A 14,270-nucleotide genomic window follows, 5' to 3' on the forward strand; every position below is an offset into this window, starting at 1 on the left:
ATCGGGTCATACAAATTAGAATGTAGATAAATTAAAACGTACCACACATGCCTAGAACCATCCAATGATTTCATTTTTTACTACGCACCAGGATCCGTTCTCTTTTCGTAGGTAAAATCTATCCATCGTAATAGAATAGCCCTCAACAAGAGCCAAGTCTCTATTTTCATTCACATATATTCCAGTCACCTTAAGTAGTCCCTCATTTCCATACATCGGAACGCCATTAGGAGTCAGGTCGCTAACAGGAATAATGTTGCCTAGAAACTTCTTTTTCAGGAGATCGCTTTCGTAACTCCAGGGAGACTCAAGCTCCATAAATACATCCAAAGCATACTTATCGGTCTCGGTCATCAAGAGTCTATTCAGATTCAAGGAATCCGCTACAACACACAGATTGCTCGCCACTGGACATTTTTCATAATGACAATCAATCTTTTTAACGTAAGCCTCTAATTCCTCAAAACCTCCAGCAGGAATTACTTTGTACACAACATCTACTTGTTCTGCAAAGTACAAAGAGAATTGCGCGTTTCGGTCAGAGCACTCACCTGGTTTATACAGAGCCAAGTAAATAGCCCTTAACTCGTCTGCAACGGGCCCCTGGGCAGCAGATGCAGCGCAGGTCAAATCAGAGCGCTGTTTCCATTTTTCAAAGAAAGGACGAGCAAGCAATTCCACGCTATCGTTAAAAGCCAGATCTTCATCTTCAGGCAAGTTGAACCTGTAGAGTTCGTAGGCCTTATTCAGCAAGGCGTAGGTGGAGTCAGCATCCAGTCCATCCTTCGTCTGTTGGAACAAGGCTCACTTGTGTAGGCGATCTTTCTCCACAGACTTTTCATGAGCCTCGTAGGCACGCCTTTCGGGCGACTTGCTGCATCCCGAAAAAAGCATGGATAACAGTAAAAATAGAATGGAGCTCGTTAAAATATCAGATACCAGCAACATGCGACACTTACCTTACGTGCTACTCTAGGATACTACAAAAGAAAAGGTTCCACTTTTCAGTGGAACCTTTTCTTCTAGGATATTCTTTACTATCGCAAGAATTAGAAACGGAAGTGAGCGAAAGCCTTGTTAGCTTCAGCCATCTTGTGAGTATCGTTCTTCTTACGAACAGCGTTACCTTCACCGTTCTTTGCAGCAACGAGCTCTGCAGAGAGACGCTGAGCCATGTTCGGTTCGGTGCGCTTGCGAGCTGCGTCGAGCAACCAGCGGAGAGCGAGAGCCTTGGCACGGTCCGGTGCGACTTCCATCGGAACCTGGTAGTTTGCACCACCAATACGGCGGGACTTAACTTCCAGCTTCGGCTTGATGTTGTCGAGGCACATTTCGAACTTTTCGAGAGCGGTTTCAGAACCTTCGATCTTCTTGTCGAGAGTTTCGAGGGTGGTGTAAACGATCTGTTCAGCGATGGTCTTCTTGCCCTGCTTGAGAACAACACCAACGAGTTCGGTAACGAGAGTGGACTTGTAACGCGGATCCGGGAGGATGGAGCGATGGAGAGCCTTTCTTCTTCTAGACATAGTTTACCTCTTACTTCTTGGCCGGAGCGGCGCCTTTCTTCTTAACACCATACTTGGAGCGACCGTTCTGACGGCCGTTGACAGCCTGGGTATCCAGGGTGCCGCGGATGATGTGGTAACGAACACCCGGAACGTCCTTCACACGACCACCGCGGATGAGCACGATGGAGTGTTCCTGGAGGTTGTGGCCTTCACCGGGGATGTAAGCGGTAACTTCCATCTTGTTGGAAAGGCGTACACGAGCGATCTTACGAAGAGCGGAGTTCGGCTTCTTCGGGGTGCTGGTATAAACACGGGTGCAAACGCCGCGCTTCTGGGGGCAGGACTTCAAGGCCACGGAAGCGGTCTTGTTGCTGATCTGTTCACGTCCGTTACGGACGAGCTGTTGAATAGTAGGCACTTTATTAATCTCCTAGATTTTGGAGTGCAAATATAGTTCTTATTTCCAATTATTTCAAGTACTTAGGATTAATTCTCCGAATCTTCTTCGTCGGAAGAACCGATTTCGTTATCCAGCATCTGGATTCCGTTGTCAGTTTCGTCCTCAAAATCAATCTGAGTACTCATAGGCCGAGCCGCAACATCCAGCTGAGCATCGGCATCATGCACCTCGACGTTCCTGAGGTGGCGTGCGCCGGTACCGCACGGAATCAGACGACCCATAATCACGTTTTCCTTAAGACCCATGAGCGGGTCCACGCAACCTTCGATAGAAGCGCGGGTAAGGATCTTAGTGGTTTCCTGGAAGGAACAGGCAGAAATGAAGCTGTCTGTTGCCAAGGATGCCTTCGTGATACCAAGGAGCATCGGCGTGTAGGTCGCCTCAGTCTTACCAACAGCGACCAACTGGTCGTTGATGGAACGCAGACGGGCCTTGGAAATTTCTTCGCCCGGGAGCAACTCGGAGTCTCCAGAATCCTTGATCTTGACCTTACGCATCATCTGACGAACGATACATTCGATGTGCTTATCTGCGATAGCCACACCCTGCAGACGGTAAACCGCCTGGATTTCGTTCACCAAGTGACGCTGGACTTCTTCAGGTCCAAGGACATCAAGAATATCATGGGGATCTACGCTACCATCGCTGATCTTCTGACCAGCACGGACACGGTCACCTTCATTAACCGCCAGATGGACACCACGAGGAACCAGCACCTTCACTTCCTGGTCATCCATCTTAATAATCACAACCTGATTGTTGCGGACTTCTTCACCGTAGCTCACCAGACCGTCGATCGGTGCGATGAATGCCTTGGACTTCGGCACGCGGGCTTCGAAGAGTTCTGCCACGCGGGGAAGACCACCGGTAATGTCGCGGGTCTTACCTGCGGCACGGGGAAGCTTAGCAACAGTCTGACCGACGCTAACCTTGTCACCTGCACGGACGGTAAGAATAGCGCCGTCAGGGAGCATGTAGTTACCAATCTTAGTGTTGGAAGAATCAACAATGGTAACTGCCGGGTGGAGGTCCTTCTTACCGTGCTGCTTATCGCTAATCACGGTCCAGGTTTCAACACCGGTAACTTCGTCGGTTTCGGCACGGTATGTACGGTTTTCTACCATATCCGTGAGAACAACCTTACCAGCAACATTACTGATAATGGGGCTGTTATACGGATCCCATTCGAACATGGACTGACCCTTAGTAACGGTAGCGCCATTTTCGACCTTCAGGATAGAACCGTAAGGAATCTGGTAACGACCCTTATTAATACCGGTCTTATCAAAGATAACGAGTTCAGCCATACGGCTGGTAACGATCTTCTGGCCTTCGTTTTCAACGGTTTCCACCATATCCAGTTCGACGTGACCGTCAACCAGAGCCTTCTTGTCGCTTTCGACAGTCAGACGGGAGGCTGCACCACCCACGTGGAAGGTACGGAGGGTAAGCTGAGTACCCGGTTCACCGATGGACTGTGCTGCGAGCACACCCACGGCTTCGCCCAGGTCAACAGGGCGACCAGAAGCAAGCATACGGCCATAGCACTTGGAGCAGATACCGGTGCGAGAATCGCAGGTCAACACGGAACGCATCTTGATGTGTTCCAGACCGGTAGCGGTAATCTTAGCCAGGTCACGTTCGGTGACCAGTTCACCAGCCTTGACGATGACTTCGCCAGTCACCGGATGCTTGATGTCATCCACGGGTGCACGACCCAGGAGACGTTCTTCAAGAGCGATGATAGTATCGTCACCGTCCTTGAATGCAGAAACTTCGATACCGTTGGTAGTACCGCAATCTTCTTCGGTAACCACCAGGTCCTGTCCTACGTCAACCAGACGGCGGGTCAAGTAACCAGCGTCAGCGGTCTTCATAGCGGTATCAGCCAAACCCTTACGAGCACCGTGAGAGGAAATGAAGTATTCCATCACGTTCAGGCCTTCACGGAAGCAGGACTTAATCGGGTTTTCAATAACTTCACGACCATCCAGAGACTTGGTCGGCTTCTGCATAAGACCACGCATACCGGACAGCTGCTTAATCTGTTCACGGCTACCACGAGCGCCGGAATCAGCCATCATGTAAACGGGGTTGAAGCCATCGCGGTCACCGGAAAGGAGTTCCCACTGCTTGGCAGCAACGTCAGAAGTAGTCTTGGACCAAACGTCAACGGTCTGGTTGTAACGTTCACCGTCGGTAATCACACCGTCTTCGTACAGACCACGAATCTTGGAGATTGCGTCAGCGGCCTTGTCCAGCATTTCCTGCTTTTCCTTGGGGATCACCATTTCGGCGATAGCCACAGAGGAACCGGCGCGAGTTGCCCACTTATAACCGTTGGCCTTCAGATCATCCAGGTAGTCAACCGTTACGCGGTTGCCGGTACGACGGTACAGGTCATCGATGGACTTGGCGATAACCTTCTTACCGAAGGTTTCGTTTGCGTAGCCCAGGGCGTTGGGAACGAATTCGTTGAAGATGATTCGACCGACAGTGGTCTTAATAACGTTTTCTTCCTTGAGGGTAAGGAACTTCACCTTGTCGCCAGCCTTGACATTGACTTCAACATTGCCAAAGTCATCAGCTTCTTCGCGGAGGCAGACGCAATCCTTTTCCACAGCGCCGATGTAGATCTTGCGACCTGCAGGGAGCTTCAGGTATACGTAGGCGTTCAGGTCGACGCAGCCGTTTTCGTAGGCGCGGATGGCTTCAGCCGGATCGTAGAAGTGCATGCCTTCGCCCTTGCGACCCGGACGGGGCTTGGTCAGGTAGTACAGACCCAGCACGATGTCCTGGCCCGGCACAGCAATCGGCTGACCGGAAGCGGGGTGAAGAATGTTGTTGGAAGACAGCATGATGACGCGGCATTCCAACTGGGTTTCGAAAGACAGCGGAAGGTGGCAAGCCATCTGGTCACCGTCGAAGTCTGCGTTAAATGCAGTACAGACGAGGGGGTGGAGGCGAATTGCATTACCTTCAATGAGTTTCGGGTAGAAGGCCTGGATACCGAGACGGTGCAGAGTAGGAGCACGGTTCAGCATCACCGGATGGTCTTCGATAATCTGTTCGAGAATGTCCCAAACTTCAGGACGTTCTGCGTCCACATACTTCTTGGCAGACTTGAGGGTATATACGATACCTTCTTCTTCCAAGCGCTGGATGATGAACGGCTTGTAAAGTTCCAAAGCCATGCGCTTCGGGAGACCGCACTGGTGCATGCGAAGTTCCGGGCCAACCACAATAACAGAACGGCCGGAGTAGTCAACACGCTTACCGAGGAGGTTCATACGGAAGCGACCCTGCTTACCCTTCAGGAGTTCAGCGAGGCTCTTCATGGGACGTGCGGAACCGGCACGGGCCGTGCGACGGCCACTGTCGAACAGCTGGTCAACAGCTTCCTGCAACATACGCTTTTCGTTGCAGAGAATGACGTTCGGGGCACGGATATCAATCAGCTTCTTCAAGCGATTGTTACGGTTGATCACGCGACGATAGAGTTCGTTCAAGTCGGAAGTTGCGAAACGGCCACCTTCCAGGGGAACGAGAGGACGCAGATCGGGCGGAATAACCGGAAGTACGTCAAGAATCATCCAGGACGGCTGGTTTGCGAGCAAACGAGCTTCGTTAGGATACTTGACACGGAATTCTTCGTAAGCGTCTGCCACGATGAAGTTTTCGTGGGAAGCTTCGTAGGAAGCCTTGAATTCTGCAACGGCTTCGGCGAGGCCACGGAGCCAGGGCTGCTGAGCGTCCTGCTTCATTGCCTTTTCCGGATTTTCGTAGTAGTCGCGGAAGCTTTCGCGCTGAGACTTCAGGAAGGCGTCCACAACCTTGAGGCGCTTGAGAGCGTCATCCTGCTTGGTCTTGGACTTGGACTGAGCCTGCACGCGGAGGTCAGCAGAAAGTGCAGCCAGATCAACGCGGTCAAGGAGCTGCTTAATAGCGGAAGCACCCATCTTGGCGTCGAACTGACGACCTTCGTTGGAAAGGTCCTGATACTGAGCTTCGTCAATGAGAGTGTTGGGTTCCAGATCGGTGGTACCCGGATCGATCACTACATACTTTTCGTAGTAGATGATGTTGTCCAGATCCTTGGTGGAAAGGTTCAGGAGAGCACCGATAACACAGGGCTGGTTACGGACGAACCAGGTGTGAGTCAGAGGAATGGCCAATTCGATATGGCCCATGTACTTACGGCGTACGTTGGAGTGAGTCACTTCAACACCGCAACGGTCGCAAACCACACCCTTATAACGGATGCGCTTGAACTTACCGCAGTTACATTCCCAGTTCTTAACAGGTCCGAAGATCTTTTCGCAGAAAAGACCATCCTTTTCGGGCTTGAAAGAGCGGTAGTTGATGGTTTCCGGCTTGGTCACTTCACCATGGGACCAGCTGCGGATCATTTCCGGAGCGGCGAGGTGAATCGAAATATCGCCAGAATTGTCGCGTTCAATTTCTTCGACCATTTTACTTATCTCCATTGGTCTGAATATTGAGACCCAAAGAACGAACTTCGCGGATCATAACGTTAAAGGATTCAGGTACACCCGGCTTCGGAGTGTTCTGGCCATGAACGATGGCATCATAGACCTTGGAACGGCCCTGGACATCGTCAGACTTGACGGTGAGGAGTTCCTGCAAGGTGTATGCGGCACCGTATGCTTCCATTGCCCACACTTCCATTTCACCGAAGCGCTGACCACCGAACTGGCTCTTACCGCCAAGAGGCTGCTGAGTAACCAGTGCGTAGGAACCGATAGAACGAGCATGAATCTTGTCGTCTACCAAGTGGCCCAGCTTCAGGTAGTACATGTAACCGATAGTCACGGGGTTCAGGAAGGCTTCGCCAGTCTTACCGTCGTAAAGCTTTGCCTTACCGATAATCTTGCCGTTGTCCGGATCCATTTCGTAGTTAACGATGGGGTTCTTTTCATAGGCCTTCTTCAGTTCTTCACAAATGTCTTCGAACTTGGCACCGTCGAACACGGGGGTGGTCACCTTGAAGCCGAGAGTCTTTGCTGCCCAGCCCAAGTGCACTTCAAGCACCTGACCGATGTTCATACGAGAAGGCACGCCCAGCGGGTTCAGAAGGATCTGAAGCGGACGACCGTCTTCGGTGAACGGCATGTCTTCGACCGGAACGATCTTGGACACAACACCCTTGTTACCATGGCGACCTGCCATCTTGTCACCGATGGAGAGGCAACGCTTCTTGGCGATGTAAACCTTGACGGACTTGAGAACGCCCGGCTTCAGTTCGTCGCCCTTAGTCACCTTGTCAATTTCCTTTTCCATGGTGCGGGTAAGGGTATCCAGATTGTCGCGTGCAACGAGGACGAGAGTCAGGACCTGTTCCTGGAGTTCGTCATCGCCCACCACGAAGGTAGAGGCCGGAGAAACCTTGGTCACGTCGATAGCGGCCAGGTTCTGTTCGGTATAGGTCTGACCTTCGCGAATCAGGAGTTCATGGGTTTCATTGTCCATCACCTTGCCGGCAGCCTTACCGCCGAGAAGTTCGAACAAGTGTTCGGAGCAAGCAACCTTGATCTTGTCGATCTGAGTCTGGAAGTTGCTACGGATTTCGTTAATGGTTTCCTGATCCTTTTCCTTGCTGTTCTTGTCAGCCTTGTCCTTCTTGCTGAAGACGCGGGTTTCAAGAACGATACCCTTCATTCCCGGAGGAGCCTTCAGAGAAGAATCGCGGACGTCGCCAGCCTTTTCACCGAAGATGGCGCGGAGGAGACGTTCTTCCGGAGAGAGTTCGGTTTCGCCCTTCGGGGTAACCTTACCGACGAGGATGTCGTCTGCGGTGACTTCAGCACCGACACGGACAACACCGTTTTCGTCCAGGTTGCGGAGAGCTTCTTCACCGACGTTAGGAATTTCACGGGTCAGTTCTTCAGGACCACGCTTGGTTTCACGAACTTCCATTTCGTATTCTTCGATATGGATAGAAGTGAAGGTGTCCTTAATAGCCAATTCTTCGGAAATGATAACTGCGTCTTCGTAGTTATAACCATTCCACGGCAAGAAGCCGATGAGAATGTTCTTACCGAGAGCCAGTTCACCGTGGTCGGTGGACACGCCGTCAGCCAGCACGTCGCCAGCCTTGACGAAGTCACCAACGTTGACGATGGGCTTCTGGTTAATGCAGGAATCCTGGTTGGAACGTTCGAACTTACGGAGAACGTATTCGTCGATAGGATCCTTGCCGAGGAATTCATAGTCTTCGCCGAGACCGGTCAGCGGAACGAAGGAACCGTCAACCATGTTACCGCGCTGAACAGTGACGTTGCGTGCGTCAACGAAGGTAACCATACCGTCGTGCTTTGCACGGACAACGGTACCCGAGTCGAGAGCGGCGCGACGTTCCAGGCCGGTGCCCACAACGGGAGCTTCTGCACGGAGCAGAGGCACAGCCTGACGCTGCATGTTAGAGCCCATCAAGGCACGGTTAGCATCGTCATGTTCGAGGAACGGAATAAGACCTGCAGCCACAGACACGATCTGCATCGGGGCCACGTCCATGAGGTCGATACGTTCGGTTTCGTTGTCTTCGGGTTCGAAGGAATCCTGACGCATAACGTGGACATATTCGCTCTTGTCGCGGACGATGACGTAGCCGTCCATGTCGCCCTTGAAGCGGTTGTCTTCGTCAAGTTCGGTAGAAGCCGGAGCAACCTTGAAGGCGTCTTCTTCATCTGCAGTGAGGCAGGTGATGTAGCTAGAAACGATCTGTTCGACAACGTCGCCAGCCTGTTCGTAGTCGGGAGTGCCTTCGAAGTTTTCAACGGTGAAACCGTTGCGGTAGTAAGTAACCTGACCTTCGGTGTCCTTGAAAGCGAATACCTTGTTCACAAAACCATCGAACAGGTCACGCTGGGTGTTGTCCAGGTTCATACGAACAAAGTCTGCCTGCTTCTTGGAAAGTTCGAGTTCCAGGAACAGGTGCGGATCGTGTACGAAAGCCTTGAAGATACCGAAGTGCCACTTGGCTTCCGGAACCTTTACAATGTTGCCCTTGGCATCCTTGAAGTCAACGAGGCCCACGATACGGTACGGGGTTTCGATGAAGCCGAAGTGGTTAACTACGGCGAAGGATGCGAGAGAGTTGATAAGACCGATGTTCGGACCTTCCGGAGTTTCGATCGGGCAGAGACGGCCGTAGTGAGTGTAGTGCACGTCACGGACTTCGAAGCCTGCGCGTTCGCGGGAAAGACCACCGGGGCCGAGAGCGGACAGACGACGCTTATGAGTAAGTTCAGAAAGCGGGTTCATCTGGTCCATGAACTGGGACAGCTGGCTGGAGCCGAAGAAGGCCTGCACAACAGTAGACACCATGCGGGTGTTCACCAGTTCGCGAGGAGTGGTCTGTTCGTCTTCGCCGTGGAGAGTGAGGTTTTCACGGATCACACGGGACATGCGGGACAGGCCCACAGAAATCTGGTTAGCAAGAAGTTCGCCAACGGAACGGGTACGACGGTTGCCCAAGTGGTCGATATCGTCGAGAGCGTAACCTTCGGTGCCGTTGTAGAGACCAACCATGTAGACGATGATGGCGAGGAAGTCTGCCTTGCTCATGGTCATGGTGGTGAGGGACGGGATCTTGAATTCCGGGCCCTGCTCTGCGAGCACGCTGCGAATTTCAGCCTTGCTGTAAATCTTGGAGTTCAGGCGGTAACGACCGACTTCACCAAGGTCATACTTATGAGGATCGGAAATGAACTGGCTGTCGAAGTAGATTTCGGCAGTGCGCATATCCGGAGCTTCATCCTGCTGCTGGTGGGTCACGGAGTAGATAGCCTTGAGAGCATCTTCGCGAGACTTGGTCTTGTCTGCAGCCAGGGTGTAGTGGATGAGGAGGTTGTCTTCTTCCTTGGAGAGGAGGACGATCTTCTCGACGCGGTTTTCGATGAGGCGGCTCAGCTTCTTGTCGTCGATAACAGTGTTTGCTTCGAGGATGATTTCGCCGGTAGCTTCGTCGATGACGTCTTCAAATACAATGCGGTCGATGAGAGCGCAGACACCGTTTTCGTCGTACTGTTCAGCCATTTCTGCAACAACGACTTCGTCGGTCTTCTTGTAGAAGAGCTTCAGGATGTCCTGCGTGGTTTCGAAACCGATGCAACGAAGCATGGCGGTTGCAGCCAACTTCTTCTTGCGGTCGATAATGAGGTAAAGGATGTCGCCTTCGGTGTTGAATTCAACCCAGGCGCCGCGGTGCGGGATAATACGGCTCTTGTAGTCGTCACGACCGGAAATCTGCATTTCCTTGTCGAAGCTGACACCGTAGGAACGATGCAACTGAGAAACGACAACGCGTTCAGCGCCATTGACGATGAACGTACCGTTTGCGGTCATGATCGGGAGGTCGCAAACCAGAACGTCATTCTTGACTTCTTCCTTGAGCTTGCGGTCTTCGCCGTCTTCTTCAAAAATCTGCAAAGACAGAGTGGCGAACATTTCCATGGAATAGGTAAGTCCACGTTCGCGGCACTCGGGGATGCTGTATTTCGGGATACCGAAATAGTAACCTTCGTAATTAAGGGAATAGAGACCCTTGACGTCAGTAATTGGGAAAATGTCCTGGAACACGCGTTCCAAGCCAACCTTGAGACGTTTTTCTTGCGGAATATCCTTCTGGAGGAATTGCTCGTACGAAGCCTTCTGGACTTCAATCAGGTACGGGAGTTCCAACTGGAATTTGTTGGAGGAGTATGACTTTCTCTCCGTGGTCATTTGAAATACCTCATCCGGTAAAGAGCTAAATGTTGGCACCAAAGGTAGAAAAATATTAAGAATGACTATCTTCTTGACCTTGTTGCCATGGGCTTTTTTCGGTAGAAAAAGCAGAAAATCTTAATACACCAAAAGCCCGCACGAAAGTGCAGGCGATTGGCGTATAAAAGATTCAGTGAAGTGAAAGCATTACTTCAGAGCGACCTTTGCTCCGAGATCTTCCAGTTCCTTCTTGAGCTTTTCAGCGTCAGCCTTCGGCATAGCTTCCTTAACGACGCTGTTGGCCTTTTCGACGAGGTCCTTAGCTTCCTTAAGGCCGAGACCGGTGATAGCGCGGACAGCCTTGAGGACGTCCATCTTCTTAGCACCGCATTCGACGAGGATGACGTCGAATTCAGTCTTTGCTTCTTCAGCAGGAGCAGCTGCAGCTGCCATAACTACGGCGCCACCAGCAGCGGCTTCAATGCCGTGGGTTTCCTTGAGGTAGTCAGCCAAAGCCTTGGCTTCGAGAAGGGTAAGACCAACGATTTGATCGCCCAATGCCTTGATATCAGTTGCCATGATGTGTTTCTCCGATTATTCCGTTTAAATTTTTTGGTTTGTGGTTTGTTGTTAAGCTTCCGGTGCGGCTTCAGCTTCTGCTGCAGGTGCTGCTTCGGAGCCCGATGCTTCTTCCAGCTTTTCCTGGAGGGTCTTGATCTGACCAGCGATAGTGGAACCAGGTCCGAGAGCGATGGAGACGATCATTGCGATCATACCCTTGCGATCCGGAATCTTAGCGAGGTTCACGACTTCGGTGCCAGGCATCGGCTTACCATCGAGGTAAATGCTCTTGGCGATCAAGAAATCGGGGTTAGCTTTGTGGAATGCTTCAATTTCGCGAGCCGGCAGAAGAGGATCTTCTTCGAAACCAACCATGACGGAAGTTGCGCCAGTCAGCTGGTCTTCGAGACCTTCTACACCGAGAGCAGCGAGCACGCGCTTGAGAAGAGTATTCTTCACAGCCTTGTACTGCACGCCCTTAGCGCTGAGGGACTTGCGAAGGGCATTGTCCTTTTCAACGGTCAAGCCTTGATAGTTGAGCAGGTAGACAGCGGTAGCACCCTTGAAGGATTCTACGAGAGCGTCCACAGTCTGTTGTTTTTTAACTACAGCTTTCATGGTATCTCCTAGCGTGTCAGTGCCATATCAAGTTTAATGCCCGGAGCCATAGTTGCGGACAACGTAAGGCTCTTAATATAGGTGCCCTTAGAAGATTGCGGCTTAGCCTTGACAACAGAGTCGATAACAGCCTTGGTATTTTCAACCAGCTGATCGAGGCTGAAGGAGAGCTTGCCAACGGGGGCGTGAACGTTTGCACCCTTGTCGACGCGGTATACAATCTTACCGGCCTTCAGTTCCTTGACGGTCTGTGCAACGTTAACGGTCACAGTACCAGCCTTGGGGGACGGCATCATACCACGGGGGCCAAGAACGCGAGCCACCTTACTAATCACCGGCATCATGTCGGGAGTAGCAACGACGGCGTCAAAGTCCAGCCAGCCTTCCTGAATCTTCTGAACCAAGTCGGCACCACCAGCGTAGTCAGCGCCAGCGTTCTGTGCAACTTCAATGTTATTGTCCTTGCAGAAAACGAGAACGCGAACCTGACGACCGGTACCATGCGGAAGCACGACAGTGCCACGAACCACTTGGTCGGAATGTTTTGGGTCCACACCGAGATTGAAGTGGATTTCGACAGTCTGGTCGAACTTCAATTCGGACTTTTTAAGGATTTCGATTGCTTCATTCAGACCGTAAGCTTTGTTACGTTCGATGGATTCAGCAATCTTTTTGTATTTTTTTCCTCTGAACATGAAATTTTCCTGTCAGATACGTAACGGTGAATTACCTGCCTCAGTCAACCACTTCAACACCCATGGAGCGGGCAGTACCAGCAACCATGCGCATAGCGGCTTCGAGGTCGATTGTGTTTAGATCCGGCATCTTCTTTTGGGCGATTTCCTGGATCTGGGCCTTGGTGATCTTGCCAACTTTCTTACGGTTGGGTTCGCCAGAGCCACTTTCAATGCCGACAGCCTTCTTGATGAGGGCCGGAACCGGCGAAACCTTCGTGATGAAGGTAAAGCTCTTATCAGCGTAGACGGTAATAACCACGGGAATGATCATTCCCTTGGCATCCTGAGTCTTAGCGTTGAACTGCTTACAGAACTCCATAATGTTCACACCCTTCTGACCAAGGGCGGGACCTACCGGAGGAGCCGGATTAGCTGCACCACCGGGAATCTGGAGCTTAATATAACCTGTGATTTTCTTTGCCACTGTATTATCTCCGTTTCAAAAACCGTACGTTATGCGTTGTCGGATTCAACCTGGTTAAAGGCGAGTTCAACAGGTGTAGAACGACCGAACACAGTTACCATGACCTTGATCTTGGCATCCATGATTTCGTCTACGACGCCCACAAAGTCCTTGAAGGGACCTTCCTTGATGCGGACATTTTCGCCAATCTTATACGGAATTTGGATCACGTCTCCGGAATCACTAGGATCAACTCCCAGAAGACGATCGACCTCGCTCTGTGCTAAAGGAATGGCCACGCGCTTAGTCGGGGTCATTCCCAAGAAATGGGTGACGCCATTAATGTTCATCACCAAATGCTGGGTGAGCTCGTCCAGCACCATTTCAATAATAACGTAAGTCGGCATCATGTTCTGGACAGAAACGTGACGACGACCGCGAACTGTAGAAGCCACTTCGCGAGTCGGTACGATAATCTGACCGAACTTTTCTTGAACGCCTTCGCGTTCAATCATCTGCTCGATACGTTTCTTAATGTTGTTTTCTTGACCGGAAAAGGTGTGAATGGCATACCAACGCATCATAATTAACCTCTTCCCATAATCTTGTCAACGATCCAAGAGAGACCTACGTCTAACCCAGCAATATATACACCCATAACGACGCTGAAAAGCATCACCACCATGGTAGAACCTTTAAGTTCTTCCCAAGTGGGCCAAGTAACTTGCTTCAATTCTTGGATGGATTCTTTGATATATTGCTGAATCTTACGCATAATGACTCCAGGAAGTGAGCAGGTCGGGAGGGACTCGAACCCCCAACCAACGGTTTTGGAGACCGTGACTCTACCAATTGAGCTACCGACCTATTCGGACTTCCTTACTTGGTTTCCTTGTGAACGGTATGCTTGCGGCAGAACGGGCAGTACTTCTTGTATTCTACGCGAGAAGGATGAAGACGCTTATTCTTGTCGCAGTCATAATTGCGCTGATTGCATTCGGTGCATTCGAGCGTGATGAGTTCTCTAGGCATTATATATTATCCGATTACTTGATGATTTCGGTTACAGAACCAGCACCAACGGTACGGCCACCTTCACGGATAGCAAAGCGGAGCTGCTTTTCCATTGCGACGGGAGCGATCAGAGTGGTGTGGATAGTGACGGTGTCACCCGGGGTCACCATTTCGACACCTTCCGGCAGCTGGATGGTACCAGTAACGTCGGTGGTGCGGAAGTAGAACTGGGGACGATAGCC

At 51.3% G+C, this 14,270-nt stretch carries 12 protein-coding genes, 1 tRNA gene and 1 pseudogene; all 14 read right to left on the bottom strand.

What is annotated here, in order from left to right:
* Window positions 1-51: 51 nt before the first annotated feature.
* Window positions 52-801 (bottom strand): hypothetical protein, encoded by a 750-nt coding sequence (locus BUB94_RS14690; RefSeq protein WP_073238435.1) that lies wholly within the window; start codon window positions 799-801, stop codon window positions 52-54.
* 248 nt (window positions 802-1,049) lie between these two features.
* Window positions 1,050-1,526: a 30S ribosomal protein S7 gene (gene rpsG / locus BUB94_RS14695; protein ID WP_073238438.1), complete on the bottom strand. Its 477-nt coding sequence runs from the start codon at window positions 1,524-1,526 to the stop codon at window positions 1,050-1,052.
* A gap of 10 nt (window positions 1,527-1,536) precedes the next feature.
* Window positions 1,537-1,926, bottom strand: coding sequence for a 30S ribosomal protein S12 (gene rpsL / locus BUB94_RS14700; protein ID WP_072980597.1), 390 nt, complete (start codon window positions 1,924-1,926; stop codon window positions 1,537-1,539).
* Window positions 1,927-1,994: 68 nt separating this feature from the next.
* Entirely contained in the window at window positions 1,995-6,440 is a 4,446-nt protein-coding gene (gene rpoC / locus BUB94_RS14705; RefSeq protein WP_073161453.1) for a DNA-directed RNA polymerase subunit beta', read from the bottom strand.
* A gap of 1 nt (window position 6,441) precedes the next feature.
* Window positions 6,442-10,713 carry a DNA-directed RNA polymerase subunit beta gene (rpoB, locus tag BUB94_RS14710; RefSeq protein ID WP_073161454.1) on the bottom strand — a complete coding sequence of 1,424 codons (4,272 nt, stop codon included), beginning with the start codon at window positions 10,711-10,713 and terminating at the stop codon, window positions 6,442-6,444.
* Window positions 10,714-10,902: 189 nt separating this feature from the next.
* Window positions 10,903-11,274, bottom strand: coding sequence for a 50S ribosomal protein L7/L12 (rplL, locus tag BUB94_RS14715; protein ID WP_073161455.1), 372 nt, complete (start codon window positions 11,272-11,274; stop codon window positions 10,903-10,905).
* Between the two features lie 51 nt (window positions 11,275-11,325).
* Complete coding sequence (gene rplJ / locus BUB94_RS14720; protein ID WP_073161456.1) at window positions 11,326-11,874, bottom strand: 50S ribosomal protein L10; 549 nt, start codon at window positions 11,872-11,874, stop codon at window positions 11,326-11,328.
* A gap of 8 nt (window positions 11,875-11,882) precedes the next feature.
* A complete protein-coding gene (rplA, locus tag BUB94_RS14725) occupies window positions 11,883-12,569 on the bottom strand; it encodes a 50S ribosomal protein L1 (RefSeq protein WP_073161457.1) in 687 nt (228 codons plus the stop codon).
* 40 nt (window positions 12,570-12,609) lie between these two features.
* On the bottom strand, window positions 12,610-13,035 hold the full coding sequence (gene rplK, locus BUB94_RS14730) for a 50S ribosomal protein L11 (protein ID WP_073161458.1): 426 nt from the start codon (window positions 13,033-13,035) through the stop codon (window positions 12,610-12,612).
* Window positions 13,036-13,064: 29 nt separating this feature from the next.
* Window positions 13,065-13,598 carry a transcription termination/antitermination protein NusG gene (nusG, locus tag BUB94_RS14735; protein ID WP_249269456.1) on the bottom strand — a complete coding sequence of 178 codons (534 nt, stop codon included), beginning with the start codon at window positions 13,596-13,598 and terminating at the stop codon, window positions 13,065-13,067.
* Between the two features lie 2 nt (window positions 13,599-13,600).
* Window positions 13,601-13,789, bottom strand: a complete 189-nt coding sequence (secE, locus tag BUB94_RS14740) for a preprotein translocase subunit SecE (protein WP_073161460.1) — start codon at window positions 13,787-13,789, stop codon at window positions 13,601-13,603.
* 19 nt (window positions 13,790-13,808) lie between these two features.
* Window positions 13,809-13,881 (bottom strand) — tRNA-Trp (locus BUB94_RS14745).
* 12 nt (window positions 13,882-13,893) lie between these two features.
* A complete protein-coding gene (rpmG, locus tag BUB94_RS14750) occupies window positions 13,894-14,046 on the bottom strand; it encodes a 50S ribosomal protein L33 (protein ID WP_072801172.1) in 153 nt (50 codons plus the stop codon).
* Window positions 14,047-14,060: 14 nt separating this feature from the next.
* Window positions 14,061-14,270, bottom strand: a pseudogene (tuf, locus tag BUB94_RS14755) (elongation factor Tu); the annotation flags it as partial.

Origin of the sequence: Fibrobacter sp. UWH9 (genome assembly GCF_900129715.1) — a bacterium.
Taxonomy (GTDB): domain Bacteria; phylum Fibrobacterota; class Fibrobacteria; order Fibrobacterales; family Fibrobacteraceae; genus Fibrobacter.

What these genes read in the sequence shown, in the direction of transcription:
- rpmG (WP_072801172.1), bottom strand. Translation starts at nt 14,046, where the DNA reads ATGCCTAGAGAACTCATCACGCTCGAATGCACCGAATGCAATCAGCGC.
- rplL (WP_073161455.1), bottom strand. Translation starts at nt 11,274, where the DNA reads ATGGCAACTGATATCAAGGCATTGGGCGATCAAATCGTTGGTCTTACC.
- rpoC (WP_073161453.1), bottom strand. Translation starts at nt 6,440, where the DNA reads ATGGTCGAAGAAATTGAACGCGACAATTCTGGCGATATTTCGATTCAC.
- nusG (WP_249269456.1), bottom strand. Translation starts at nt 13,598, where the DNA reads ATGATGCGTTGGTATGCCATTCACACCTTTTCCGGTCAAGAAAACAAC.
- rplA (WP_073161457.1), bottom strand. Translation starts at nt 12,569, where the DNA reads ATGTTCAGAGGAAAAAAATACAAAAAGATTGCTGAATCCATCGAACGT.
- rpsG (WP_073238438.1), bottom strand. Translation starts at nt 1,526, where the DNA reads ATGTCTAGAAGAAGAAAGGCTCTCCATCGCTCCATCCTCCCGGATCCG.
- rpoB (WP_073161454.1), bottom strand. Translation starts at nt 10,713, where the DNA reads ATGACCACGGAGAGAAAGTCATACTCCTCCAACAAATTCCAGTTGGAA.
- secE (WP_073161460.1), bottom strand. Translation starts at nt 13,789, where the DNA reads ATGCGTAAGATTCAGCAATATATCAAAGAATCCATCCAAGAATTGAAG.
- rplJ (WP_073161456.1), bottom strand. Translation starts at nt 11,874, where the DNA reads ATGAAAGCTGTAGTTAAAAAACAACAGACTGTGGACGCTCTCGTAGAA.